Origin of the sequence: Legionella drancourtii LLAP12, assembly GCF_000162755.2 — a bacterium.
GTDB classification, from domain to species: Bacteria; Pseudomonadota; Gammaproteobacteria; order Legionellales; family Legionellaceae; genus Legionella; species Legionella drancourtii.
Window position 1 is genome coordinate 5,904 of sequence record NZ_JH413799.1, and the last position, 23,529, is coordinate 29,432.

The window sequence follows — 23,529 nt, forward strand, 5'->3', positions numbered from 1 at the left end:
CCGGTTATTTTTGTTGGATTTTTTAACAAGGCATCTACAATTGAACACCGCTCGCTGATATTGTCTCGTAATTCTTTCCTTCGAGGTTGGAACCGAAGGGGTTTGAATTCGCAAACGCGTCACTGAAATTGGCAAAGGCCAGCGTGCGGATTTGTCCGAGCTTGGTTTTAATGCGACCATTGATTAAGGTGATTACCCAGTCGTCTAATAAATCCTTGCTTAAACGAATCACATAATAGCGCATATCTTTTTCAAAGCGGGCAGTATGATACGTATCCTTCGGTGCCCAATTAATTAAATGCAAAAAGGGCAAGGTGGTGAACCAGGGGCTCATTAAAAGAGCGCCAGGTTCGCGATTCGTTTTAGTCGCTCAGGATTGTCTTCCACATAAATGGCGGTGGTGACAATGTTGGCATGTCCTGCAAGGCGCGATACCGCTTTAATGTCCGCGCCTTGTTCAATGAGGCGGGTGATGAAGGTGCGTCGTCCCGAATGGGAACTTGCCCCGTGAATCCCTGCTTTATCGTAAAGGGATTTGAACCATTTTTGTAAGGTGTTGGCGGTGAAGCGGCTTTTGCGTTGTGTTTGAAACAAGGCTTTATGGCGTGGTGTGTCTTTTAACTCATTTACATGCGCTTGCAAGACATCGCGTATTTTTTTATGTGTCAAATACACATGGCGTTGTTTCTCACCTTTGGTCATAGAGCGTTTTAAACAAATCTCATCGAGCAATTGGTATTGTACATTGGCCACATCGGCAATGGTTAAGGAGGCAATTTCTTTGGCGACGTAAACCTAAACCGAACGAGACAATAAACGAGCGCTGTATTACGTGTTGCAAATTTGCCTACCTTTGCGACCAGAAGCACCAATTTAAATTCGGCTTCACTCAAAACCTTTGCTTTTCCTTCACGTGCCATCAAATTCTCATTAACACCCTGATTTATCACTATTTTATATAAAAAAGCCTGTATTTGCAAAGGCCAAAAATGACGAAGGCTTAAAACCTAGATAGGTGCTGGTGACACCCTCTTTTGCCTATTTCAGGATGTGTTTTACAGTCTTTAGAATGTAGCATGTCGTAGCAATACAGTAGCAATTTTTTTGCTACAAAAAATTGATCGAAATTATAACAGAAAATGCGTTACTCTATGATTTCATGAAGTATTTCATCTAGATAGTTTTAATGATTTGATGGTGTGTAGCAATGTAGCAAAATACCTGGAAATGACTGAATGAACCTTAATGAAATCATACTAAAGGTAGAAATCTTAGTCTCCTGCCCTCTACCTAGGCTAATTTTATTAAGGTGCAAGGATCATTTAGATTTATTGATAACTTTTGATCGATAATTCTTCTTAATATAAAATCAGCACAGGGTTTTACCAGCACATTAATATCATCCCAATATTCATCTTCCAAACCAATGCATATGTGTTTCGCTCTGTTCATCACGGGCTGATACATCTTAGGTAGGCGATCAATCACCCAATCGGCGGCTATAGGTTTCGATCGAATCTCATTAGTTTGTAATGTACTCCAAATCCGTGCATAGGTTAGTAATACATTTCGAGTGTCCTGTTCAAGTTCCGCCGAAAGTCTATCAAGATCATGAAGCATCGCTGTTATAAAGTCGCTATATGGGACCGGGTCTAATAGTTGCTCAGGGCTTTCCCCCATCAATGTATGACTCTTCAATAAGACCTGCGTGATAATCAGCGCAAGATCTGGCATTTCACGATCCGACCATGGTTCAAAATTTCCCACTTCAAATAATGAGCGAAGCCATTCGCCATATTGAAAATCAAAAAGGGGTGGATAATGCCAGGGATTAATAGCTACCCTTTCCACAAGGGTCATTTCTATAGGTGGTTTTGTACTTTTCATGTAAATGCCTGATATTTGGAGAAGATGGTTAGTCAACTCCATCTTTTCTTTTGACGTTGTGGTACGATTTGTTACAACAAATAAATCAATGTCACTGTATTTTTGCAAACCACCTACAAGATATGAACCATAAAGATAAACGCCCAAAAGATCCGCACCTAAAATCTGTGTTAGAACCTCAAGACATTCATTGAGTTGTTGTTTTACATCACGGTTTTTTTCCATCATTAACATTCAGTCATTTTTAAAAATCTTTAATAATAATTCTGCTTAAGCAATACAAGTTATTCTGCACTCTCAGGAATAAAATCGCCAGAATAATCCAAAATATTGCATTGTTTACCTATAGCGTCTAGTGCAATTACTGCTATCGTGAGCACATTTACTTATGATGAGGGCTATTTTAATTTTCATTAAGCAAAATTACCTTTTGGTCTTAGTTGGAATCGTTGAATTGGTAAGTAAGGGCTTTATTATGACCTTAGTTCCCAGAAAATCATTATTTTCGCTGGATAATTCAATGAACTCATGATTTAACCACTTGGCATCGTCTGTAAATAGACGAACACATCCATGACTCGCGCGGTATCCTGGAATATCATTAGAGCCATGAAGAGCAAATCCTTTATGGAAATACATACAATAAGGCATCTTAGCATTATCATAGGTGTTGGATCGACACTGTTCATTTTCTTTACTAAAAATACGGAATATCCCAGTGAGTGTTCTGCAGGATTTTGGGCTATCCACACATTTGTCACGACCGGAAGAGATAGGTCCCCATTTTACTAAATGCCCCTGGTGATTATACGCAGCCCAAGCCAGTTTTTCCTGATCAACAATAATTTGCTTTTCTCCGTCAGCATCAACTTTTAATTGGAAAGGGGAAATATCAAAGAGGTTTAAATTCGCCAAATTAACGGGAACTGCAATTTCTTTACCAGGCCAAAGAGTATTGTAACTGCGATTCAACCGCTGAACTAAATCACGTTGTTGTGGATCTGGAAAAAGATTTTCCCAACTATGACCATGAGCTACTTTTAAGCAATCATACTGAGGGTAAATACAGAGGGTTGGCCCATAATAATCAGAGCTATATGCCCATGATGTTTGTAATGTCGTAAGAACTGCCAAGAATATTTTTTCCATAATTCACCCTTAGTATTTGATTGGCCATAAAAAATCATATGTATTCAAAACCCAAGTGTATGAATAGTATTTATCCTCCTTGAATTAATAATAGGACATTAATTTTAGGTTGACAGATAGAATATGGATCAAAACTCTTAACGTTATTATGAAAAAGTCACTTTTAGCTTCATTGTTTGTTGGAGAAACAAATTAAAGCAAATGGAGCTGCAATGCATTGAGCAATCCAACCAAACTTGTGTTATGGGATATGAATTCGGTTTTAATGAGTGATTATTTGTTAGATTACATTAGCGATGTAATGAAACTCCAATCCGTACAAGCTGTATTAAATCGAAACGGAGCCTATCATCAATTACGCCGCCATATTTCCTTGCAAATAAAAACTCAATCTTTGCAGTTAAAACAATCCCTTATAATGATTTCCAGAAATAATTTTTTCAATAAGACTCGGAAAAATAATCATGAGTCCCTTGGGCTGTGACAGCTTCCGCCTGTCGATTTAATGCATGAATATAAGCAGCAGTACGCAGGTCAACTTGATAAGCTTCCTGTAACTCAAAAACTTTGTTAAATTCTCTTGATATGATAGCACGCAAACGTCTTTGGACCTGTGCTAAGGTCCAATAGTAGCCTGATTTATTCTGAACCCATTCAAAATAACTTACCGTAACCCCGCCTGCATTAGCTAAAACGTCGGGCACGACGAGAATATTTTTTCTCTTTAAAATATCATCGGCATCTGCTGTAGTAGGTCCATTAGCAACCTCAATAATGATAGGTGCTTTTATTCTTTCCGCATTTTCTTTAGTTATTTGGTTTTCAAGTGCCGCCAAAATTAAAATATCAACTTTTAATTCTAAAAGCTCTTCATTAGTTATCTGAGTTGCTTTAACCATTTGGCAAACTGAATCTTCACAATAAACAGCTTGGACCTGTTCAAATTTGTTTTTTGCATAAATAATACTCGGAATATCAAAGCCTTGTGCCCGATATATACCGCCTCTGGAATCACTAACTGATACAAGTTTATAACCATCTTGGTATAACAATTGCGCTAACGGTTGTGCTGCATTTCCAAAACCTTGAATAGCTACGCGCATTTTTTGAGGAGGCCATTTTTTTATTTTTTCCAGTTCTTTAATACAATAATAAGCACCTAAACCTGTAGCACTTTCTCGGCCCTGGCTTCCACCCAACGGTAAAGGTTTCCCTGTAATTACAGCCGGTGTTGCTTGACGGACAATTTTAGAGTATTCATCCATCATCCATCCCATAATCATAGCGTTTGTATACATATCAGGGGCAGGAATATCTAAATCAGGTCCAATAAAATCTGCTATGGATGTAATATAACTTCGGCTTAATCGTTCTAATTCAAGGCGTGATAATTGTTTCGGATGAACAATAACGCCACCTTTTGCACCACCAAAAGGTATACCAACTACAGCACACTTAATGGTCATCCAGAAAGCTAAAGCTTTTATTTCAGAAAGACTCACTTCTGGATGGAAGCGAATGCCCCCTTTAGTGGGGCCCCGTATAGAATTATGATGGACACGATAACCGGTAAATATTTTTAATTGCCCATCGTCCATTCGTACTGGTATCGCCACCTCAAGACATGCTTTTGCATGTTTTAACTTTTCAACTGCTTCTGGATCAAGAGAGGCGAGAGTAGAGGCGTTATCGAGCCTGAGTAATGCCTCTTTATATAAATTGTCATCCATAAGAATATCCTTAAAAACATCCTCTTATCACTATACAAACATAATTATGTCCTATCTACTATAACTACTTTTTAAAATGGATCCATCTTCGTAAAAGATAAATGTTTTAAATTCGGTCATTAATGAGCGTCATACTAAGCTCCATGCGAGAAGACGTATTAAATACTATAATTTCAGCAATACCAGTTGGGCATTTATGCCTCCCTTGCTTCAGGTTTTGTCACCGGAGCTAATCTAGATGTGAATGGCGGCCAGTACATTTAAGAGGCTTAAAAGCAATGGTTCAAACACGATGCTGAACCATTGCTTTTCAAACAAACTCGTTTCAAGGAGGAATAACTAATACAACGATTTCATAGTATTCTATTTGTAAGCCATGGAATGAAGGATGAAACAGAAGCCTTACAGTTGGCACTAAAATTAGCCTCTAAAAACGAAGCACAACTGGGTATTTTAATTACGTGCCCTCCTTTTCCTGACACACTGAGTGAATACCAAACTTCTTATGAAGAATCGTTAATTGACAAAATGAAAAAAGCCATTCAATTGGCAAAATCAGGGGCGATGTTAAAGTGGATTATGGCGCTACACCCGATTAATTTAACTACGTGTCAGAGAATGATCAGATGACTACAGTCAGTGAATGGTGGATGTGGTTAGGTTTTTTAGCCTTTGTGGTCATGATGCTTGCTATTGATCTGTTTTTATTAAGCGGACGAAAAGCACATCGCGTTTCAACAAAAGAAGCTCTGTCCTGGACTATTGTATGGTTCATGTTAGCACTCATTTTTAACCTGCTCTTTTGGTGGTATCTTGTATACACGTCCAACACACAAATTGCTAATGAAAAAGCACTGGAATTTCTCACAGGATATCTCATCGAGAAATCTTTATCTATCGACAATGTGTTCGTTATTCTCATGATTTTTAGTTATTTCTCCATCCCGGCAGAATATCAACGACGAGTCCTAATCTATGGAGTACTCGGTGCCATCGTTATGCGCTTAATTCTTATCTTACTGGGTATATGGATAGTGAATCAATTTCACTGGGTACTCTACCTCTTTGGCTTTTTGATGATAATTACAGGTATTAGAATGGCTTTCTTTGCCGAACATGAACCCGATCTCGCAAAAAATCCTGTTCTTCGTTGGATGCGCCAGCATCTGCGCATTACTGACGAACTGCAAGGCGAACGATTTTTTATCGTCCACAATCAATTATGGTATGTTACCCCCCTTTTCCTTGTATTGATTCTTGTCGAAGTCAGTGATCTGATTTTTGCAGTAGATAGCATTCCTGCTATTTTCGCAGTAACAAATGATCCCTTTATTATTTTTACCTCGAATATTTTCGCAATACTTGGATTACGCGCATTATATTTTTTATTGGCTAATATGCATCGTCGTTTCCATCTCCTTAAATATGGAATTGCATTAATTTTAGTCTTTGTGGGCGTCAAGATGCTCATTGCACCTTGGTTTAAAATCCCTATCTTCATTGCTTTGGGTACTGTAGTGATCACCTTAATCTTTTGCATAGCTCTAAGCCCATATCAAGCATCGCTATTAGCAAAGAAAAAAATTTCCCGTAAATAATTTTATTCGGGTAGTTAAAAAGAAAATCGATTTACTTTGCAACAATTGATGAGATACTCACGGCAAACAAATTTTTATTAGCTGGTTTCTGGACTGCGGATGAGTAAAACAGGGGTTGTTGCAATGCGTACGGTATTCTCGGCTACACTGCCAATGAATAATCGGCTAAATCCTCGTCTGCCATGTGTGCCAAGAACAAGTAAATCTGCAGACCAGTTTGCTGCTTCTTCAGCTATAACCTCGGCAATTCTCCCCTGAGACGATATAAGCTCTATTAGTTTGGCTTCAAATTTAATTGAGGAGTGACTGGCCATCACTTTTTTTGCTTTATCTAAAACTCGCTGTCCTTCTTCTCTATATACGGCTTTAAGAGCTCCATAATCAAAGCTCGGCCCTCCATGAAATAGGAAGTTTTCTTCAACAACATGAATAATATGTAAATCTGCTTTCGCTTCCTTTGTTAATTTTATTGCTTCTTGTAGCGCATAATACGATGTATCACTGTCATCAAATGCGACTATAATTTTTTTATACATTTATATACTCCTCTTTAGAACCTCAAAGCTACCCTGCATGTAATAATTTTAGACTAAAGTTAGTCAATTAATTTTAAGCCGACTTGTAAATCATGTTTCGAGTAATAAATTATAAAAGCAGGAAATTTTTTGAGATTAATCTGAGATTTTGTAGCAAAAGCCCTATTTCGAAAATCTAAATTGTTTTAATGATGCATCCACAATACTTTCAACACTTGTTTGCTCTATAAATGTTTGTCGCAAAAATGACGCGTCACTTCCCTGATGGGTAATTCTATTTATATGGTCCAAGGCACCCATACCGTTTAATTGTTTAGCATGTGACTGTATTAAACGTATCGTAGTCAGTATATCTTCCCGTAGCGATATTGGCGTATATGTTTTAGGGTGAATAATGGTCCCCTCCAATCCAAACCGACACGCTTGAAATCGATTATAGTTGTATACAAGATAATCATTTTCAGTTGGAAGAGGTTCTACTCTTTCAAGTAGATAGGCACATAATGATTGCAAATAAGAAGCTAAAGCTGCGGCTCGATTTACTGTTAAGGGAGTATCACAAACACGTAATTCAATTGTTCCGAACTCAGGTTTTGGGCGAATATCCCAATAAAAGTCTTTCATACTATGAACTATGCCAGTTCGCTCCATTTTGGCGAAATATGTATTAAATTGTTCCCAATCTAATACATAGGGTGCTCGACCGCTTAAAGGAAATGCAAAAACGGAATTTAGTCGTGCGGAGTTGAACATAGTATCCTTTCCCTGTACAAAAGGAGAAGAAGCAGATAGGGCAATAAAATGTGGAATATAGCGATTCAAACTATGAAGTAGAAAAAGAGCTTCTTTTCCGGAAGTACAGCCAATATGAATATGTAGACCAAATATAGTGAATTGCTTGGATAAGTACCCGTAAAGTTTAGATACCTCTATAAACCGTAATTTGTTAAATATTTTTCGCTCTGACCATAATTGAAATGGATGTGATCCACCACCACAGATCCCAATATTCAACTTATCTCCAGCTAATATTAAATTGTCGCGAATAGCCAACAATTGCTTTAAAAGTTGCTCATAATCACTATGAACATCAGTGGAAACTTCGATCATGCTTTCAGTTATTTCAGGCGTAAAAGCGCCTGGAAATGGATGACGTTTTAATAATTCCAGCAAATCAGGACTGGAATCAGTTAAATCATAATCACTAAGACTAACTAATTGCAATTCAAGCTCAACACCCATGGTCAAGAGCTTGGAATCATTAAATACCTCCAAAGGCATTTTATCTCTCCTTTGCTGCTGGAGTTTCTTTTGCAAAATAAAACGAATATTGAACCATAATTGGACCTATAACTTCTAAACTAATTGCAACCATTGCAAGTGGAGCTAGTGTTTCAACTAAATTGAGCCCTATATACCGAATTTGTTCTAATATTAAGATGACAAATACAGAAATTGGCGCCATTGCAACTCCTGTAAGCAGCCCCTTTTTCAAGGAGATTCCACTGTAGTAAGCAAGTAAGCTAATGCCACCAATTTTTGCTAACTGTCGAACAAGAATAATAGATAATCCAAGAGCCCATCCGTTCACTACTAGATGCCAATCGATTTGTGCTGCAATAAATACAAATAATAAAACGGTTAATAAATCGCCTAATGTACCAAATCCACGTTGAGAAGAGTTAAATACAATACGACCATGCCGAGACACAATCCCAAAGGTTAGAGTTGCTAGTACTGGGGAAAGTTTAAAATAATGTGTTATAGCTACTAATAAAATTAGTGCAATTGAAAATGCGAGTGTGTTGTCACTGCAAGTATTTTTAAAAGTTTTAAGAAGAGTAGGTAGAACCACTCCAAATAGGATTCCTAAGCTAGTTGAGATTAATAGAACAATTAAGCTATGAGAAATTGCGTCCCATAAATCGCCAGAGTTTCTAAAAATGACCAAACCAATAATAACCTTAAAAAGAAATACCGCAAAAATACAATTTAATACTGATAAATGAAGAATACGCTCTGTTACTTGTCCAGAACTATGCTGTTCATGAATTATGCGAATGATGGTTGCCGGAGAGGTGGCTGTGGAAAGTGCTGCTAACAACAGACTTTTAGATTGATTTAACCCAAAGTATTTTGTTACCAGATAAACAAACACAAAAGTTAGTGCCGCTTCCGCAAAACTGGTCGCAAGAATCCATAAGTTATTAAAAAACCATCGTAAATTTATTCGATATCCAGATTCAAATAAAATCAGTCCAAAACCAATATTTGCTAAAAATAAAATGGATGAAGTTTCGCTTTTTGGTAACAATCCCATTTGAGTTGGTGCAAGAATAAAGCCAATCATTGCATAAACACTGATATGAGGTAGTTTCGCCCATCGAAATCCAATTTCTCCAAAAATCCAAGCGATAACCAAGCCAATGGGCCATGCCAAATCAGTTATAATCGTCCCAAGATGGGGCATGCTTAATCCCTATGTTAAAACCATCCGAATAATGAGCGGTTATTAGAAAAATTCCTCTTTTCTCAATTGAGTCATACACTGGATAATCGACTCCCAATAATAATAGTAGAAATGATATGTAAATCAAATCCCTGTGAACCGCAAATTGTACCGAATAGCAATACCGGGTACACTTAATTTTTTTAATAAATTATAAAATAGATTCATGAAAAAATCGGATTCCTTTTACAACCTAGAAACTCTTGGCGGGACTCTATTATTCATTGCTGCAGTACTTGCAATAGTTGTTGCTAACTCCCCTTATCGTATTGGTTATGAACATTTTTTAAGTATTAGTGGCAATGTTTCAGTTGGAAGTCTGTCTATAAAAAAGCCGCTCCTTTTATGGATTAATGATGGATTAATGGCCATATATTTCTTATTAATTGGTCTTGAAATAAAACGGGAAATTAATCGCGGAATTTTAAGTAACAAAACGAATCTTTTAGTTCCTGCCCTTACGGCATTAAGCGGATTGATATTTCCTGCATTAATATTTATTTTCTTTAACGCTCACAATCCAGTGTACCTTAAAGGGTGGGCAATCCCTACTGCCACCGATATTGCCTTTACTTTAGGGATTGTGTCTCTTTTAGGCTCTAACGTTCCTTTTTCACTTAAAATTTTACTCACCGCAATCGCTATTTTTGATGATATTGCAGCCATTATTATTATTGCATTATTTTATACCGAGAACTTATCATTACTCTCGCTTTCACTCGCTTTATTGTTTACTTTGATTTTGATTGGCTTAAATTATTTCAAATGTCGTCATATCTCGGTCTTCATGCTTTTTGGAGCTGCTTTGTGGATTGCGGTATTAAAATCAGGCGTTCATGCAACCCTTGCAGGGATTGTGATTGCCATGACGATTCCTGATGAGGGGAAACAATCCATGCTGTCTCGTTTGGAAGATGGCCTACATCATTGGGTTGTTTTTTTAATTCTTCCTCTGTTCGCATTTGCTAATGCAGGCGTTACCTTTATAGGACTTGATGTATCGATGTTTACTCATCCTATCGTACTCGGAGTTGGATTAGGATTGTTTCTTGGCAAACAATTCGGCATTTTCATCTCTTTAGGTTATTTTGTTAAGTTCAAGCAAATTCTTAAAGCAGATAAGGTGAGCCTTACTCAAGTCTATGGCATTGCACTCATTTGTGGCGTTGGCTTTACCATGAGTCTTTTTATTGGCACGTTAGCCTACCAAAATAATGACTCAAGTTTAATGCCAATGGTTAAAATTGGGGTGGTTCTTGGTTCTTTTATATCAGGATTAGCTGGATTTTTAATGCTAAAAAGGGCATCAATCAAACGTTAGCCATAAAGTACTTTTTTATAGGGACAAACTAATTTAATAAGGAGGATAATCATGGAAAAAAAGATAGCTATTGTTACTGGTGGTACAGGCGGAATTGGCACTGCAATTTGCCAACGATTAGCAACAGACTATTGTGTCATTGCCTGCTACTTCAAAAATGGCAATCATGAAGAAGCAATTCAGTGGCAGAAAGCACAACAAAAAGTAGGGTTTGAGATTGATATACTGTATGCGGATATCGCGCAGTTTAATGATTGCGAAAAATTGGTTTCGCTCGTCATGGAGCGTTATGGACGTATTGACGTACTGGTCAACAATGCAGGGGTAACTCAGGATTCCAGTTTAAAAAAGATGTCGCTAGAGCAATGGCAATCTGTATTGGATGCGAATTTAACCAGCGTATTTAATATGACGAGAAATACCTTACCCGCAATGCTTGAAAAAGGATATGGACGGATTATCTCCATTTCCTCCATTAACGGACGTAAAGGTCAGTTTGGACAATGTAATTACGCAGCGACTAAAGCGGCTTTATTTGGCTTTACCAAAAGCCTGGCGCTTGAAGTAGCCAGCAAGTGCATTACAGTGAATACCATCTCCCCTGGCTATATTGAAACGCCCATGTTGAGCGCCATGCGAGAAGACGTATTAAATACTATAATTTCAGCAATACCGGTTGGGCGTTTAGGCCTCCCACAAGATGTTGCAGAAGCCGTTGCCTTTTTGGCATCTTCTGCATCAGGTTTTATCACTGGGGCCAATCTGGATGTGAATGGCGGCCAGTACATGTAAGAGGCTCAAAAGCAATGGTTCAAACACAATGCTGAATCGTTGCTTTCTCAAAAAACCGCTTCAAGGAGGAATAAGTAATGCAACGATTTCATAATATTTTATTTGTTAGCCATGGAGTGAAGGATGAAACAGAAGCCTTACAGTTGGCACTAAAATTAGCTTCTAAAAATGAAGCACAACTGCGTATCTTAATTACCTGTCCTCCTTTTCCTGACACACTGAGTGAGTATAAAGCTTCTTATGAAGAGTCTCTAATTGATAAAATGAATAAAGCCATTCAATCTGCAAAATCAGGGCTCGGCTTTCCTAAAAAGAAAATCCCCATCGATATTGAAGTAGATTGTGGCACGACACCAGATATCCGAATCATTCGCCATGTTCTTAAAAATTCTCATGACCTCCTCATTAAAGCAGCGGAAACACCCGAGGGTATGAAAGGCTTTAAAGCACTGGATATGGAACTATTGCGCAAATGCCCTTGTGCCGTATTTCTTTACCGCCCGCTGAAACACACATTACAAGATATTCGCATTGCAGTCGCTATCGACCCCAAAGATGAAGAGCCTGCAGCACAAGATTTGTCGCTTCGTTTATTGGCGCTTTCGCATTCATTGAACACCTTTTATCAGGGGAAATTAAGCATCCTTTCTTGCTGGGGGTTTGTACTGGAAAATTATTTACGCGACAGTGTTTGGATAAAAATCTCTGAAGATGAGCTCGAGAAAATGGTCGTTGAAGAGCAGCATGCTCATAGTTTACTGCTGCGAGAATTAATTAATCGAGCGAAAATTCCTGCTGAATACCATATAGAGCATCCCAAAGGGCAACCGGAAGAGGTAATCCCCTCCATCATAACTCATAAAAAAATCGATATTTTGGTAATGGGTACTGTCGCCCGTACGGGTATATCGGGATTTATTATTGGCAATACCGCAGAGAACATTTTGCAGAAAATTGATTGTTCCTTACTGGCATTAAAGCCTCTTGGGTTTGTTTCACCGGTAAAAGCGTATTAATCAGGGAAAAAAGTATCATGGCAGAACAACAACAAGACATCCTCTCAGAACCATGCTGGCATGAGCAATCCAAAGAAACAATTCTCGCGACATTAAATACTACAGAGCTTGGTCTAAGCGAAGAGGAGTCTCAAAGCAGATTAAAGGTTTATGGCTTCAATCGCTTACCAGAGCCTAAAAGAACAAGCACTTTTTTTCGCTTTTTACTCCAGTTTCATAACATACTCATCTACGTGTTATTAGCGGCTGCCCTGGTGACTTTTTTCTTGCAACACTGGGTAGATACTGCGGTTATTTTAGCTGTTGTTATCATCAATGCCCTGATAGGATTCATCCAGGAAGGAAAAGCAGAAAAAGCACTGGATGCGATTCGAAAAATGCTTTCTCCTACTGCTACCGTAGTAAGGGATAGTGAGCGAGTACGCATTGCCGGCGAGAAGCTTGTTCCAGGGGATATTATTGTGTTGGAAGCAGGAGATAAGGTTCCTGCCGACGTGCGCTTAATAAAATCTCATGGTCTTACTATTCAGGAAGCCATACTTACTGGCGAATCTGTCCCCGTTGAAAAACACATCCATCCTGTTTCAAGGAATGCTGCATTAGGAGACCGGTCGTGCATGGCCTTTAGCGGGACCCTGGTGACTAATGGCCAAGGCAAAGGGATTGTTGTAGAAACAGGCTCCACGACTCAAATTGGATGTATTAGTGGATTATTGTCACAAGTAGAATCATTAACTACGCCATTAGTTCTACAAATGGGGTTGTTTGCAAAATGGCTCACTTTATTCATTTTATTAATTGCCGCCATTCTTCTTGGTTATGGTTATTTTGTCCAGCATTATCCGTTTGGTGAATTGTTTATGGTCATGGTTGGTTTATCGGTTGCGGCTATCCCTGAAGGCCTTCCTGCAGTTCTTTCAATTACTCTAGCCATTGGCGTGCAAGCCATGGCGCGACGACACACCATTGTACGCCGGCTACCTGCCATTGAAACCTTAGGCTCCGTATCGGTCATCTGTACCGATAAAACCGGTACGCTGACCCAAAATGAGATGACCGTCTCTTCGGTCTTAACCAGCAATCACTTATTTATTTTGGATGGCATCGGTTATGAACCTCAAGGAACGATTACGTTAAACGAAGAAGTGATTGATAGCAACAAGCATCCTCTGCTTAAGAAACTTGCACGTGCTGCACTGCTTTGTAATGATGCCACACTTCATGAACAAGAAGGGAGCTGGACTGTAGAAGGCGATCCCATGGAGGGGGCTTTACTCGCATTTGCCGGTAAAACAGGACTGATTCTAAAAGAAGAAAACGCATCGTGGGTACGTACCGATGTGATTCCTTTCGATGCCAGACATCGCTTCATGGCTACCTTAAATCATAACCATTTAAAGCATGCGATGATCCTGGTAAAAGGCGCTCCTGAACAAGTTTTGAAGATGTGCCAAAATCAACAAACCCATTGGGGTGAAATACAACCTTTAAATGAACTATATTGGAAAGAGCAAATGGAGCAAATCGCGGCCCGTGGACAGCGTGTACTGGCATTTGCAATCAAGAAAACAAAGCCAGAGCATACCGCTTTGGAATTTGCGGATGTTGAGGGCAGTTTGACATTACTTGGAATGGTTGGCTTAATTGACCCTCCAAGGCCTGAGTCCATTGCGGCAGTAGCACAATGCCATGCTGCAGGAATTGCCGTCAAAATGATTACAGGAGATCATGCCAGTACCGCACTTGCCATTGGTCGGCAAATAGGACTTAAACATTTGGACAAGGTATTAACGGGCATTGATTTGGATAACATGAATGATGCGACACTTAGAAATGCAGTCTTGGATACCGATATTTTTGCTCGCACCAGCCCTGAACATAAATTAAGACTGGTCATGGCATTGCAATCGCATGGTATGACTGTAGCTATGACCGGTGATGGGGTGAATGATGCTCCAGCATTGAAGCGGGCGGATGCTGGAATTGCCATGGGCAAAACAGGCAGTGAAGTGGCTAAAGAAGCCGCTGAGCTCATACTGACAGATGATAATTTTGCCTCTATTGTCGCGGCTGTTCGGGAAGGCCGTACCGTTTATGATAATCTTAAAAAAGTGATTAGCTGGACCTTGCCTACTAATGCGGGTGAGGCAATGACCATTATCCTGGCACTGCTCTTAGGCTTAAGTTTACCCATAACGCCCATTCAAATTTTATGGATTAATTTGATTACTGCGGTGACGCTTGGTCTTGCTCTAGCCTTTGAACCTACAGAAGAAGGAACGATGCATCGCCCGCCTCGCCCTCGAAGTGAACCTTTGCTCACTGGAGGTTTGGTATGGCATATTATTTTGGTTTCCGTTCTATTTATCTGTGGCGTTTTTGGCATCTATTTTTATGCACTGGATCGTGGGTATTCACTTGAGTTAGCGCGTACAATCGCGTTGAACACTCTGGTTGTACTTGAAATTTTTCACTTGTTTTATATTCGTAACATTTATACCACCTCACTTACATGGAAAGGGGTACAAGGGACCAAAGTGGTATGGATGGCAGTTATCGTGATTACTGTGGCACAGTTTGCAATCACCTATTTCCCTCCTTTGCAGACACTATTTATTACTGAAGCTATCCCTTTTTGGGATGGGGTACTCATCGTTGTAACTGGAGCTGTTTTTTTTGCCGTGATTGAAATTGAAAAGCAACTTCGCTTAAGGGTAAGCACTATAAGACACGCCAGTGCAGGAGAAAATACTCTCTATGGGGACAAGGTCCTATGATGGATTGGTCATTAATACATGCTTCGCCATTTTATGAGTTAACTTCGCTTCTCATGATGGCAACCATTGTAGGTTTTTTCTGTTTGCTGCTTCGCCAGCCAATGATTGTTGGTTTTATTATAGTAGGCATTCTCGTGGGCCCAGCCTTTCTGGGGATTGTCCAGTCCCATGAACACATTGAATTATTGGCTGAATTAGGAATTGCTGTATTACTTTTTCTTGTCGGCCTGAAGCTAGACCTGCATTTAATAAAGACATTAGGTCTGGTTTCTTTAGCTACCGGCCTTGGACAAGTCCTATTTACTTCCTTGATTGGTTTTTTTATTGCCAAATTCCTCGGCATGGATTCAGTGACTGCACTTTATGTGTCGGTTGCGCTGACATTTTCCAGTACCATCATCATTGTCAAACTGCTTTCAGATAAACATGAAGTGGATTCGCTTCATGGCCGTATTGCGATTGGTTTTCTCATTGTGCAAGACCTGGTAGTTGTTTTGGCCATGATAACCTTATCGGCATTTGGTATTGGTCGTCAGGAAAACACCGCCGGTTTTACAACCCATATCGCAATGATTTTTTTATACGGTATAACGCTTTTAACCTTTGTTGGTGTATTTATCCGCTACCTGGCTAATCCTTTGGTTAATCGTATCGCTCATTCGCCGGAATTATTGATTATTTTTGCCATAGCCTTCGCAGCACTCATGGCTACGTTAGGCAGTTATTTTGGCTTTAGCAAAGAATTGGGAGGACTGATTGCAGGTATCTCATTGGCTTCAACACCCATCAGAGACACGATTGCGGCAAGACTTTCTTCGTTGCGTGACTTCCTATTACTTTTTTTCTTTATTGCGTTGGGCTCGCAATTGAGTTTAAACCAGCTTGGGCATCAAGTGACGCCGGCAATCGTGTTCTCTTTATTTGTCTTGATTGGAAATCCATTGATTGTATTGGCCATCATGGGCGTAATGGGTTATCGCAAACGTACTGGTTTTTTAGCCGGATTGACGGTGGCTCAAATCAGCGAATTCTCCTTGGTATTTATGACAATGGGGGTAACCTTAGGCCATGTTTCAACGGAGTCTCTTGGGCTAGTCACACTGGTTGGTCTGATTACCATTGCGCTTTCAGTGTACATGATAACCTATTCACAAACGCTTTATCGTTGGTTAGAACCAGTTCTGTCCTTTTTTGAACGTACAATCCCCTATCGGGAAAAGATAGAAATTCATTCTTTAGCAAACAAAAACCACTATGATATTGTCATTTTTGGATTAGGCCGCTTTGGTAAAGCGATAGCCAAATTATTAATTGAGAAAAAAATAAACGTCTTGGCAGTTGATTTTAATCCTGATGAAGTCAGAGAGTGGGAGTTTAAAGGTTATGACGCCATCTATGGTGATGCTTGCGATATTGAGTTTGTCGCTTCCTTGCCTTTAAATCAGGTGAAATGGATTATTTGTACGATTCCACAACACGTACTTGGAGTAACCCATCAAGATCCCCGAATTATTTTGACCGAAGCATTAAAGCAAGCCAACATCTCCATCGCAGTAACCACGCATCACGCTTCCGAAATGGAATTATTAAAAAACATAGGAGTTGATGTCATTTTTCAGCCCTTTCATGATGCAGCAACCCGAGCAGTTGAAATAATCATGGAGCGATCAGAAAGCAATTCAATAAAGGTCGGAAAATAAAAATTTCAACCTCTGTTCTTAATCACGATGAAGGTGTGGCTTTTGGAGGAACAGCGAGCATATCTACATGGCTAAGATGAAGAATTCGTTTAGCAACACTCCCCATCAGTAAATAATGTAGTCCCGATTTACTCTGTGTGCCAAATGCCAACAAATCAGCGTTCCATTTCTTAGCTTGCTCAATAATCGCATCCGCATAGTAGCCGCCAATAATTTTTTTCTCAAATTTGCTTTTATCAACCTGACAGTCGCTAAGGAAATCATCCAATTTTTCAAAAATATCTTTTGTTTTATGGTGCTTAGGATCTACGAATTCTTCATCTAAATCACTTGGATTAAAGAATTGGCGATAATAAATATCAACAATGTGTAACAACTGAAAAGTAGCATTAGGAAAGCAATTAAAAGTATATTGCACCGTCTCTTTACTTGCTTCTGAAAGGTCTGTTGCTATCAGTATCCGCTCATAAGAAAAATCAGGTTCTTTTTTTATTAGTACTACGGGAACATTGCTTTGCCTAATAATGGAGCCAGAAGTCGTACCTAAAACATAATCATTAATATAGTAACGGCCATGGGCTCCTACAATAATTAATTCACAATGATTTTCAACAGCATACCTAACGATCTCATCAATAGCCCTACCCAATACTACAGAAACGCTAGATAGTTTATTATCTTTTAATTTCTTTAAAATCTTCTCTTCAATTTCTTTTTTCTTAGACAAAAAATTAGGCTGTAATTCAGTTTCTGAAGTTGGCACAACACTACTTAACGGTGGTGTTACCACATGGAGGAAATGAATCTTAGCCTGGTTTGATTTTGCTAAATCAATGGCGCGTTGCAAAGCCCAATCGGCATGTTTTGAGAAGTCGCTGGCAATCAATATATTACTTAATGTCATGGGCTATCCTTAAAAATAGAGTCATCATCCTTATCCTAACAAGTCGCTTAATTATAGGTGAATAAGCGAGTGATTATTTGATCGGCTCAAGCTTTATAAAAAATGTATCATCACTTTCTAAATAATTAGTCCTAATTGGGTCACTTTCTTAAAAAATCACATCTTGACAAAGTTTATCCTATCACATCAAACTAATGGATTAAATTCAAAAGCGCAGGAAAATATATGGCAGACAAATTACGTGGCAAGGTAAAATGGTTTAACGAAAGTAAGGGCTTTGGTTTTATTGAAAACAGCGGCAAAGATTACTTTGTTCACTTTAGCGCCATTCAAAGTAGTGGCTTTAAGACCCTTCCTGAAGGTGCCAATGTACTGTTTAAAGCGGGTAAGGGACAGAAAGGACCTCAAGCAGAAGAAGTTGAGCTCATTTAGGATAAATGAACGTCTAGTAGTTTGCCATAACTAACACATTTGATTGCAAGCATTATCCCTATCTTTTGCTTCACTCAACCCCGAATATTATAACCACCATCTACATAGATGACTTGACCCGTGATGTATTGGGCCTTTGGGGATACAAGAAAAGTGGTCATTTCGCCAATTGCATCAATGGTCACTAACTGATGAAGAGGCGCTTCATTAGCTGCTTTTTCCATCAATTGGTCAAAGTCAGACAAGCCTGATGCTGCGCGCGTATTAATAGGGCCTGGCGAGATGGCATTGACCCTAATTTTTTTACTACCCAACTCCATAGCTAAATAACGCACGGTTGTTTCTAATGCAGCTTTGACCGGCCCCATTAGGTTATAATTTTTTACCACCTTTTCTGCCCCATAGTAACTCATGGTGATTAGACTGCCTCCATCGCGCATCAGTGACTCAGCAGCTTTTGCTAATCGGATAAAGGAATGGCAGGAGATATCCATTGCTGTTATGAACCCATCGCGCGAGCAATCCACCACGCGGCCTTGTAAATCACTTTTTGGTGCAAAGGCAATCGCATGAATGATAAAGTCCATTTTTCCCCAATGGGTTTTGATGCGGTGAAATAAATCTTCCAGTTGTGCATCATCCCTCACATCAAGCGGCATAAATATGGGGCAAGAAATACTATTCACCAGGGGTTGTACATATTCTTTTGTTTTTTCATTCTGATAAGTAATAGCAAGTTCGTTACCTGCTTCATGCAAGATTTTGGCACATCCCCAGGCAATAGAGTCTTTATTAGCCACCCCAACAATCAGTCCTTTTAAATGAGTCATCTGTGTTTCTCCTTATGATTTTCAAGAGCTGATATCGTGTGCATTGCCATCATTAGCTCTTCATTTGCCTGAATAACGTGTACTTCAAAAGGTTTTAAAAAATCAAGGTGTCGGAGAATCGTATCGCGTATGAGATTTGAGTTTTCGCCAATTCCACCAGTAAACACAACGCCATCAACACCGCCCAGCGCTACCACCATCATACCTGCCAATTGCGCTGTTCTCATGCAAAAATAATCAAGTGCAAATCGTGCATTGGGTTCATTACTATCCTGCAAAAGACGAACATCGTGTGTCCAGTCTGATAACCCAAGAAGTCCTGATTCATGATAGAGGATAGACTCTGCATCATCAGGAGATAAGTTAAGCTCACGAATCATATATATGACAGCCCCTGGGTCAAGTGCTCCACAGCGGGTACCCATCGGTAAACCGTCAAGTGCCGTCATACCCATGGTGGTATCCATGCTGATGCCATTGTGCATGGCGCATAAACTGGCGCCATTACCAAGATGGGCCGCGACAATGCGCCCTCTTGCCAAGTCCGGTTCATGCCTACGTAAAAAATGAGCTATCCATTCATAAGAAAGACCATGAAAACCATAACGGCGAATCCCTTTATCACGGATGGTTTGCGGCAAGGCATATTCGGTGAATAAAGGGTCATGATTGGCATGAAAAGCCGTATCAAAACAAGCTATTTGCATTAAATCAGGCTTAAGCGTGCTAAACATATCAATTGCAATAAGATTATGCGGTTGGTGTAAGGGCGCTAAAGGACACAACTCCCGCAAATAGGTCATCACTTCAGGAGTTATAATGACACTCGAGGTAAATCTTGTGCCACCATGAACGATTCGATGTGTTACCGTGTCTACCTGCCAATGTTGGTTTTGTGCTTCAATCCAATGCAGGATGAAGTGCAACGCTTTTTCATGGTCATAATCAGCAGGGAGCTCTATTTTTTCAGATTGATTAACTGCAAACTCTTGCCTTTCATTGACTGCTGAAAATAAAGGGCTACTTCCTAAATCAGATACTTTGCCTTGCGCCAAAAGTTCTAATGAAGGCGTTCTTGAAAAGACTTGAAATTTTACACTTGATGAGCCGGTATTAATCACCAGGATGCTGTTTTCTATTTTGTTTGTCATTTTATCTTCCCAGCCTTGCGCGCTGCAGCCATTTTAACTGCTAAGGCGCAGGATAGGAGTCGAGTTCGCAATGAATCAGCGCGACTCGTCAAAATAATGGGTACACGGGCACCTAAAACAATACCCCCAGCATCAGCATGCCCGAGAAAAGTCAACTGCTTCGCTAGAATGTTACCCGACTCAATGTCAGGGACCAGTAAAATATCAGCATCGCCCGCGACCGGTGATATAATTCCTTTATCGTCTGCGGCCTGCTTGTTAATCGCATTATCAAATGCTAAAGGTCCATCAAGAATACCGTCGGTGATTTGTCCGCGGTCGGCCATTTTACACAAGGTGGCCGCATCGACTGTCGCTTCCATCTTGGGGTTCACCAGCTCTGTGGCCGCAAGAACAGCTACTTTGGGTTTTTTATTTTCTCCGAACAATACACGCCAAAGATTAATCGCATTTTGACAGATATCCGCCTTCTCAGCAGCATTAGGCGCGATATTAATGGCAGCATCTGTGATAATAAGCGGTTTATGATAAGACGGGGCATCCATGAGGTAGGCATGACTGATACGATATTTTGTACGTAAATTGGGTTTTACCGCATATCCAGCCCAAACTGGCAATGAACTGAATATGCTTGAAAAAATTTTAGTTAAACTCAAATTGGAAACTTGATTCTTGAACTGTTTTGCTTCCAGCACCTTGAGAATCAGGATTTGAGCTGCCAAATAATGTTTGAGGTATAGATATAAGAAGTGCTGCCAATTTTGATTCATTCAACTTCATTTGTTCCTCGGTAATAGAAGAGTCCTCAGGTGCAAATTTCTTAGCTTGGCTAAGAGCTTCTTCAGCCTTCTCCCATTTTTTCTCTAATCTATAAGCACAAGCAATATTTAACCATGCATCCGCAATTTCTTGTTTATCTTCTGTTTTTTCCAAGATGGACGAAAAGTACTTTCTTGCTTCAGGGTAACAATCCTGTTTAAAAAGAGACATTCCAATTTGATTAATGACAATAAGGTGTTCTGGATCAAAATACATTGCTTCTAAATAAGTTTTTTGTGCATTTTTATAATCTTTATTTTTATACAAATGATGACCATATTGCGCTAAACATTCTGTAAGGTTAGATAAAATAATATTTCTTAATGCGAAGTCTTGTTCATGACATACTGATAATGCTTTTTGGTAATATTGTATTGCGTAACTAAAATTGCTTGCTATATTCTTCTGTACAGCATCTTCGTCTTCAACGACTCTTTCAAGAACTTCAATGTATTGTTCATACCAACTGGCTGCACTTTGTAAAAATACAGGGTTGTCACTACATATTTCTAATGCATTTTTAATAAAAGCCAGCGCGCCTTTAAACAGCTTAGCACTGTTTGTTAAGTCTGTTTCAAGATAATGCAGAGCAGATTTTATATAGAGCAAACCCATATTGTTCCAGGCAGAAGCGCCGGATGGATAAATCTTAGTGGCCGTTTCGTAACATCTTAGTGCAGCTGTGTCCTTGTTTTCCCCTTCATAACACTGGCCTAATAAATCGAATGCATAAGAAACATTGGCTACTTCATCTGAATTACTTTGTCTTAATTCAATGAATTTTTTTAAAGGAGAAATAGCTTGTTGCTTTTCATCACAAAAAAAGTAACATTTCCCCAAATAAAAATAGCTTTCTGCTGCTTCTGGATTTTTTTCAATTGCTTGAAGAAAAAAATCTTTAGCTATTCCATAATTATTTTCATCAAATGCTTTTACTCCATCGATATGAAACGAATTAAACATGCTCAATCCTAATTTTTACCTATAAAAATGCTCATAATTTTATCATATGAGGTAACTTATTTATATAAGATTTCAGAGATAAGTACTTGCCATAGCCTAGATGTGTGGAGATTATTTTTTGTATTGGTACTCCCAGTTGATAAAGATGGAGAATCTTTTCTTTATCTTTATCATACATCGAAGCTTGGATAACACCTTTAGGTTTGCCAAGCTTTATACCTTTGGCTGCACGTGCACGAAGCCCCTCTTTTGTGCGCTCCGAAATAAAATCTCTTTCTAACTCAGCAAGCATAGAAAAAATGGTGATTAGAACTTTATTGGCCATATTATTTTTAGCAGCAGGGTTTAAATCTAGGTTTTGCTTAATCAGAATCAATCTTGCTTGTTTATCCTGGATAATCGTTTCTATTGTGTTAAGTGTTTCCTTGATGGAACGTCCTAGTCGTGATAATTCCGAAGCAATAACGATATCATTTGGTAATAACTTACTTAATAGTTCATCGATACGACGGTGTGCTGTGGACTTTCGCGAAGACATTTCCAGCGCTATCCACTCATCGACCATTAGTTTTTGATCAATACAATAGCGACTAATACTATTTTTCTGACTATCAACACTTTGATCTTGAGTGCTCACCCGAACATATCCATAAATCATGTAAATTTCATCCAATTTTTATCGTTTTTGTATTAAGGTCATTTTCATGCATAACACCATAGATTTTATTATCGTTTATAACGTACCAATATGCTATATTTTCTAGCCTGATAAAACGAGCGTTAAAAGAATTAAATTTGATGTCCTGGATGTACCTTAATGGCAAAGCTTGAAATACTGACCCCAGCAGAACAAATTATTTTTAATACCCCACCAAATTTTTCACCGGATGAACAAAATAAATATTTTTGTTTACCACCAGAGTTAGCAGTTTGGCTGAAAAGCGTGGATAGCATCACCAATAAAGTGGGATTTATTTTATTGTTTGGGTATTGCCTGGCAGGAGCGCGATTCTACCAGCCAAGACAGTTTTATGAAACTGATCTCAAGGTGATATGTCTCCAATACGGCTTTGACAGCAATGAGGTGCAACTAACACAATATAATCAGCGGACGTTTAATTACCACAAACAGATAATTCGGGAATATCTAGCGATAAAACCCTTTGATGAAGAGGCAAAAATATTGTTCAGGGAGAGCATCCATGATCGCGTTGCCCGTCGTTACCCACCAAAACAGATTTTACAGGATGTATTCGATCTTCTGAAAGCCAGGCGTATTGAGATCCCTCGCTATAATCGATTTGCCCTGAGCATCACAGAGATAATCAGTGATTATGATAAACATCTGGTTCATTTGATTGAGGATCAATTATCCGATGGTCACAAAATCAGTATGGATGCTCTTCTAAAAAAGA

General features: G+C 39.1%; 23 protein-coding genes and 2 pseudogenes. 11 read left to right on the forward strand and 14 right to left on the reverse strand.

The window, feature by feature from the left end; genetic code table 11:
- Nucleotides 1–34 precede the first annotated feature (34 nt).
- From LDG_RS02315 to LDG_RS02330, 4 genes are all read right to left on the reverse strand, one after another.
- The gene (locus LDG_RS02315) at nt 35–334 is read right to left on the reverse strand and encodes a hypothetical protein (RefSeq protein ID WP_006869500.1); all 300 of its coding nucleotides are present in this window, start codon (nt 332–334) and stop codon (nt 35–37) included.
- Nucleotides 334–753, reverse strand: coding sequence for a tyrosine-type recombinase/integrase (locus LDG_RS02320; protein ID WP_006869501.1), 420 nt, complete (start codon nt 751–753; stop codon nt 334–336). The genes LDG_RS02315 and LDG_RS02320 overlap by 1 nt, the downstream gene beginning before the upstream one ends.
- Before the next feature lie 537 nt (nt 754–1,290).
- Nucleotides 1,291–2,115 (reverse strand): aminoglycoside adenylyltransferase family protein, encoded by an 825-nt coding sequence (locus LDG_RS02325; RefSeq protein ID WP_006869503.1) that lies wholly within the window; start codon nt 2,113–2,115, stop codon nt 1,291–1,293.
- A gap of 195 nt (nt 2,116–2,310) precedes the next feature.
- On the reverse strand, nt 2,311–3,036 hold the full coding sequence (locus tag LDG_RS02330) for a L,D-transpeptidase (RefSeq protein ID WP_006869504.1): 726 nt from the start codon (nt 3,034–3,036) through the stop codon (nt 2,311–2,313).
- Nucleotides 3,037–3,253: 217 nt separating this feature from the next.
- Here LDG_RS02330 and LDG_RS20655 point away from each other — a divergent pair, with 217 nt between their 5' ends.
- On the forward strand, nt 3,254–3,520 hold the full coding sequence (locus LDG_RS20655; RefSeq protein WP_006869505.1) for a Tn3 family transposase: 267 nt from the start codon (nt 3,254–3,256) through the stop codon (nt 3,518–3,520).
- Here the strand turns inward: LDG_RS20655 and LDG_RS02335 are convergent.
- Nucleotides 3,477–4,766 carry a Glu/Leu/Phe/Val family dehydrogenase gene (locus LDG_RS02335; protein WP_006869506.1) on the reverse strand — a complete coding sequence of 430 codons (1,290 nt, stop codon included), beginning with the start codon at nt 4,764–4,766 and terminating at the stop codon, nt 3,477–3,479. The genes LDG_RS20655 and LDG_RS02335 overlap by 44 nt on opposite strands.
- A 131-nt stretch (nt 4,767–4,897) precedes the next feature.
- Between LDG_RS02335 and LDG_RS20005 the strand changes: the two are divergent.
- The 3 genes and pseudogenes from LDG_RS20005 to LDG_RS02345 all read left to right on the forward strand — a co-directional run.
- Nucleotides 4,898–5,030 (forward strand): annotated as a pseudogene (locus LDG_RS20005) (acetoacetyl-CoA reductase); the annotation flags it as partial.
- A 117-nt stretch (nt 5,031–5,147) separates the two neighbouring features.
- Entirely contained in the window at nt 5,148–5,396 is a 249-nt protein-coding gene (locus LDG_RS02340) for a hypothetical protein (RefSeq protein WP_006869507.1), read from the forward strand.
- Nucleotides 5,393–6,364: a TerC family protein gene (locus LDG_RS02345; RefSeq protein WP_006869508.1), complete on the forward strand. Its 972-nt coding sequence runs from the start codon at nt 5,393–5,395 to the stop codon at nt 6,362–6,364. Before LDG_RS02340 ends, LDG_RS02345 begins: the two co-directional genes overlap by 4 nt.
- Before the next feature lie 77 nt (nt 6,365–6,441).
- On the opposite strand, the gene LDG_RS02350 is transcribed toward LDG_RS02345, so the two are convergent.
- The 3 genes from LDG_RS02350 to LDG_RS02360 form a co-directional block, all read right to left on the reverse strand.
- On the reverse strand, nt 6,442–6,900 hold the full coding sequence (locus LDG_RS02350) for a universal stress protein (RefSeq protein ID WP_006869509.1): 459 nt from the start codon (nt 6,898–6,900) through the stop codon (nt 6,442–6,444).
- Nucleotides 6,901–7,062: 162 nt separating this feature from the next.
- Nucleotides 7,063–8,181 (reverse strand): YbdK family carboxylate-amine ligase, encoded by a 1,119-nt coding sequence (locus LDG_RS02355; RefSeq protein WP_006869510.1) that lies wholly within the window; start codon nt 8,179–8,181, stop codon nt 7,063–7,065.
- Between the two features lies 1 nt (nt 8,182).
- Nucleotides 8,183–9,370 carry a cation:proton antiporter gene (locus tag LDG_RS02360; protein ID WP_006869511.1) on the reverse strand — a complete coding sequence of 396 codons (1,188 nt, stop codon included), beginning with the start codon at nt 9,368–9,370 and terminating at the stop codon, nt 8,183–8,185.
- Nucleotides 9,371–9,575: 205 nt separating this feature from the next.
- Between LDG_RS02360 and nhaA the strand changes: the two genes are divergently transcribed.
- The 5 genes from nhaA to LDG_RS02385 all read left to right on the forward strand — a co-directional run bounded on the left by nhaA (nt 9,576) and on the right by LDG_RS02385 (nt 17,015).
- On the forward strand, nt 9,576–10,730 hold the full coding sequence (gene nhaA, locus LDG_RS02365; RefSeq protein ID WP_006869512.1) for a Na+/H+ antiporter NhaA: 1,155 nt from the start codon (nt 9,576–9,578) through the stop codon (nt 10,728–10,730).
- A gap of 51 nt (nt 10,731–10,781) precedes the next feature.
- Nucleotides 10,782–11,522: an acetoacetyl-CoA reductase gene (gene phbB / locus LDG_RS02370; protein WP_006869513.1), complete on the forward strand. Its 741-nt coding sequence runs from the start codon at nt 10,782–10,784 to the stop codon at nt 11,520–11,522.
- A 77-nt stretch (nt 11,523–11,599) separates the two neighbouring features.
- Nucleotides 11,600–12,538 carry a universal stress protein gene (locus LDG_RS02375; protein WP_006869514.1) on the forward strand — a complete coding sequence of 313 codons (939 nt, stop codon included), beginning with the start codon at nt 11,600–11,602 and terminating at the stop codon, nt 12,536–12,538.
- A 17-nt stretch (nt 12,539–12,555) separates the two neighbouring features.
- Nucleotides 12,556–15,315, forward strand: coding sequence for a cation-transporting P-type ATPase (locus tag LDG_RS02380; protein WP_006869515.1), 2,760 nt, complete (start codon nt 12,556–12,558; stop codon nt 15,313–15,315).
- Nucleotides 15,312–17,015, forward strand: a complete 1,704-nt coding sequence (locus LDG_RS02385; protein ID WP_040534201.1) for a cation:proton antiporter — start codon at nt 15,312–15,314, stop codon at nt 17,013–17,015. The genes LDG_RS02380 and LDG_RS02385 overlap by 4 nt, the downstream gene beginning before the upstream one ends.
- A 22-nt stretch (nt 17,016–17,037) precedes the next feature.
- Here LDG_RS02385 and LDG_RS02390 read toward each other — a convergent pair whose 3' ends face one another.
- Nucleotides 17,038–17,919: a universal stress protein gene (locus LDG_RS02390; protein ID WP_006869517.1), complete on the reverse strand. Its 882-nt coding sequence runs from the start codon at nt 17,917–17,919 to the stop codon at nt 17,038–17,040.
- A 225-nt stretch (nt 17,920–18,144) separates the two neighbouring features.
- Between LDG_RS02390 and LDG_RS02395 the strand changes: the two genes are divergently transcribed.
- Nucleotides 18,145–18,351, forward strand: a complete 207-nt coding sequence (locus LDG_RS02395) for a cold-shock protein (protein ID WP_006869518.1) — start codon at nt 18,145–18,147, stop codon at nt 18,349–18,351.
- A gap of 74 nt (nt 18,352–18,425) precedes the next feature.
- On the opposite strand, the gene fabI is transcribed toward LDG_RS02395, so the two are convergent.
- The 5 genes and pseudogenes from fabI to LDG_RS02420 all read right to left on the reverse strand — a co-directional run bounded on the left by fabI (nt 18,426) and on the right by LDG_RS02420 (nt 22,772).
- Entirely contained in the window at nt 18,426–19,181 is a 756-nt protein-coding gene (gene fabI, locus LDG_RS02400) for an enoyl-ACP reductase FabI (protein ID WP_006869519.1), read from the reverse strand.
- Nucleotides 19,178–20,332, reverse strand: coding sequence for an acetate/propionate family kinase (locus LDG_RS02405; protein ID WP_006869520.1), 1,155 nt, complete (start codon nt 20,330–20,332; stop codon nt 19,178–19,180). The genes fabI and LDG_RS02405 overlap by 4 nt, the downstream gene beginning before the upstream one ends.
- Nucleotides 20,329–20,913, reverse strand: a pseudogene (locus tag LDG_RS02410) (bifunctional enoyl-CoA hydratase/phosphate acetyltransferase); the annotation flags it as partial. The pseudogene LDG_RS02410 and the gene LDG_RS02405, both read right to left, overlap by 4 nt.
- A 61-nt stretch (nt 20,914–20,974) precedes the next feature.
- Complete coding sequence (locus LDG_RS02415; protein ID WP_006869522.1) at nt 20,975–22,114, reverse strand: tetratricopeptide repeat protein; 1,140 nt, start codon at nt 22,112–22,114, stop codon at nt 20,975–20,977.
- Nucleotides 22,115–22,145: 31 nt separating this feature from the next.
- Nucleotides 22,146–22,772, reverse strand: a complete 627-nt coding sequence (locus LDG_RS02420) for a recombinase family protein (protein ID WP_006869523.1) — start codon at nt 22,770–22,772, stop codon at nt 22,146–22,148.
- 159 nt (nt 22,773–22,931) lie between these two features.
- Here LDG_RS02420 and LDG_RS02425 point away from each other — a divergent pair.
- Nucleotides 22,932–23,529: DUF4158 domain-containing protein (locus LDG_RS02425; RefSeq protein ID WP_040534202.1), on the forward strand; the 598-nt coding region annotated here is incomplete at its 3' end.

What these genes read in the sequence shown, in the direction of transcription:
- LDG_RS02350 (WP_006869509.1), bottom strand. Translation starts at nt 6,900, where the DNA reads ATGTATAAAAAAATTATAGTCGCATTTGATGACAGTGATACATCGTAT.
- LDG_RS02325 (WP_006869503.1), bottom strand. Translation starts at nt 2,115, where the DNA reads ATGATGGAAAAAAACCGTGATGTAAAACAACAACTCAATGAATGTCTT.
- LDG_RS02315 (WP_006869500.1), bottom strand. Translation starts at nt 334, where the DNA reads ATGAGCCCCTGGTTCACCACCTTGCCCTTTTTGCATTTAATTAATTGG.
- LDG_RS02345 (WP_006869508.1), top strand. Translation starts at nt 5,393, where the DNA reads ATGACTACAGTCAGTGAATGGTGGATGTGGTTAGGTTTTTTAGCCTTT.
- LDG_RS02330 (WP_006869504.1), bottom strand. Translation starts at nt 3,036, where the DNA reads ATGGAAAAAATATTCTTGGCAGTTCTTACGACATTACAAACATCATGG.
- LDG_RS02385 (WP_040534201.1), top strand. Translation starts at nt 15,312, where the DNA reads ATGATGGATTGGTCATTAATACATGCTTCGCCATTTTATGAGTTAACT.
- LDG_RS02420 (WP_006869523.1), bottom strand. Translation starts at nt 22,772, where the DNA reads ATGATTTATGGATATGTTCGGGTGAGCACTCAAGATCAAAGTGTTGAT.
- LDG_RS02395 (WP_006869518.1), top strand. Translation starts at nt 18,145, where the DNA reads ATGGCAGACAAATTACGTGGCAAGGTAAAATGGTTTAACGAAAGTAAG.
- LDG_RS02360 (WP_006869511.1), bottom strand. Translation starts at nt 9,370, where the DNA reads ATGCCCCATCTTGGGACGATTATAACTGATTTGGCATGGCCCATTGGC.
- LDG_RS02390 (WP_006869517.1), bottom strand. Translation starts at nt 17,919, where the DNA reads ATGACATTAAGTAATATATTGATTGCCAGCGACTTCTCAAAACATGCC.
- LDG_RS02355 (WP_006869510.1), bottom strand. Translation starts at nt 8,181, where the DNA reads ATGCCTTTGGAGGTATTTAATGATTCCAAGCTCTTGACCATGGGTGTT.
- nhaA (WP_006869512.1), top strand. Translation starts at nt 9,576, where the DNA reads ATGAAAAAATCGGATTCCTTTTACAACCTAGAAACTCTTGGCGGGACT.
- LDG_RS02380 (WP_006869515.1), top strand. Translation starts at nt 12,556, where the DNA reads ATGGCAGAACAACAACAAGACATCCTCTCAGAACCATGCTGGCATGAG.
- LDG_RS02340 (WP_006869507.1), top strand. Translation starts at nt 5,148, where the DNA reads ATGAAGGATGAAACAGAAGCCTTACAGTTGGCACTAAAATTAGCCTCT.
- LDG_RS02415 (WP_006869522.1), bottom strand. Translation starts at nt 22,114, where the DNA reads ATGTTTAATTCGTTTCATATCGATGGAGTAAAAGCATTTGATGAAAAT.
- fabI (WP_006869519.1), bottom strand. Translation starts at nt 19,181, where the DNA reads ATGACTCATTTAAAAGGACTGATTGTTGGGGTGGCTAATAAAGACTCT.
- LDG_RS02375 (WP_006869514.1), top strand. Translation starts at nt 11,600, where the DNA reads ATGCAACGATTTCATAATATTTTATTTGTTAGCCATGGAGTGAAGGAT.
- phbB (WP_006869513.1), top strand. Translation starts at nt 10,782, where the DNA reads ATGGAAAAAAAGATAGCTATTGTTACTGGTGGTACAGGCGGAATTGGC.
- LDG_RS02405 (WP_006869520.1), bottom strand. Translation starts at nt 20,332, where the DNA reads ATGACAAACAAAATAGAAAACAGCATCCTGGTGATTAATACCGGCTCA.
- LDG_RS02335 (WP_006869506.1), bottom strand. Translation starts at nt 4,766, where the DNA reads ATGGATGACAATTTATATAAAGAGGCATTACTCAGGCTCGATAACGCC.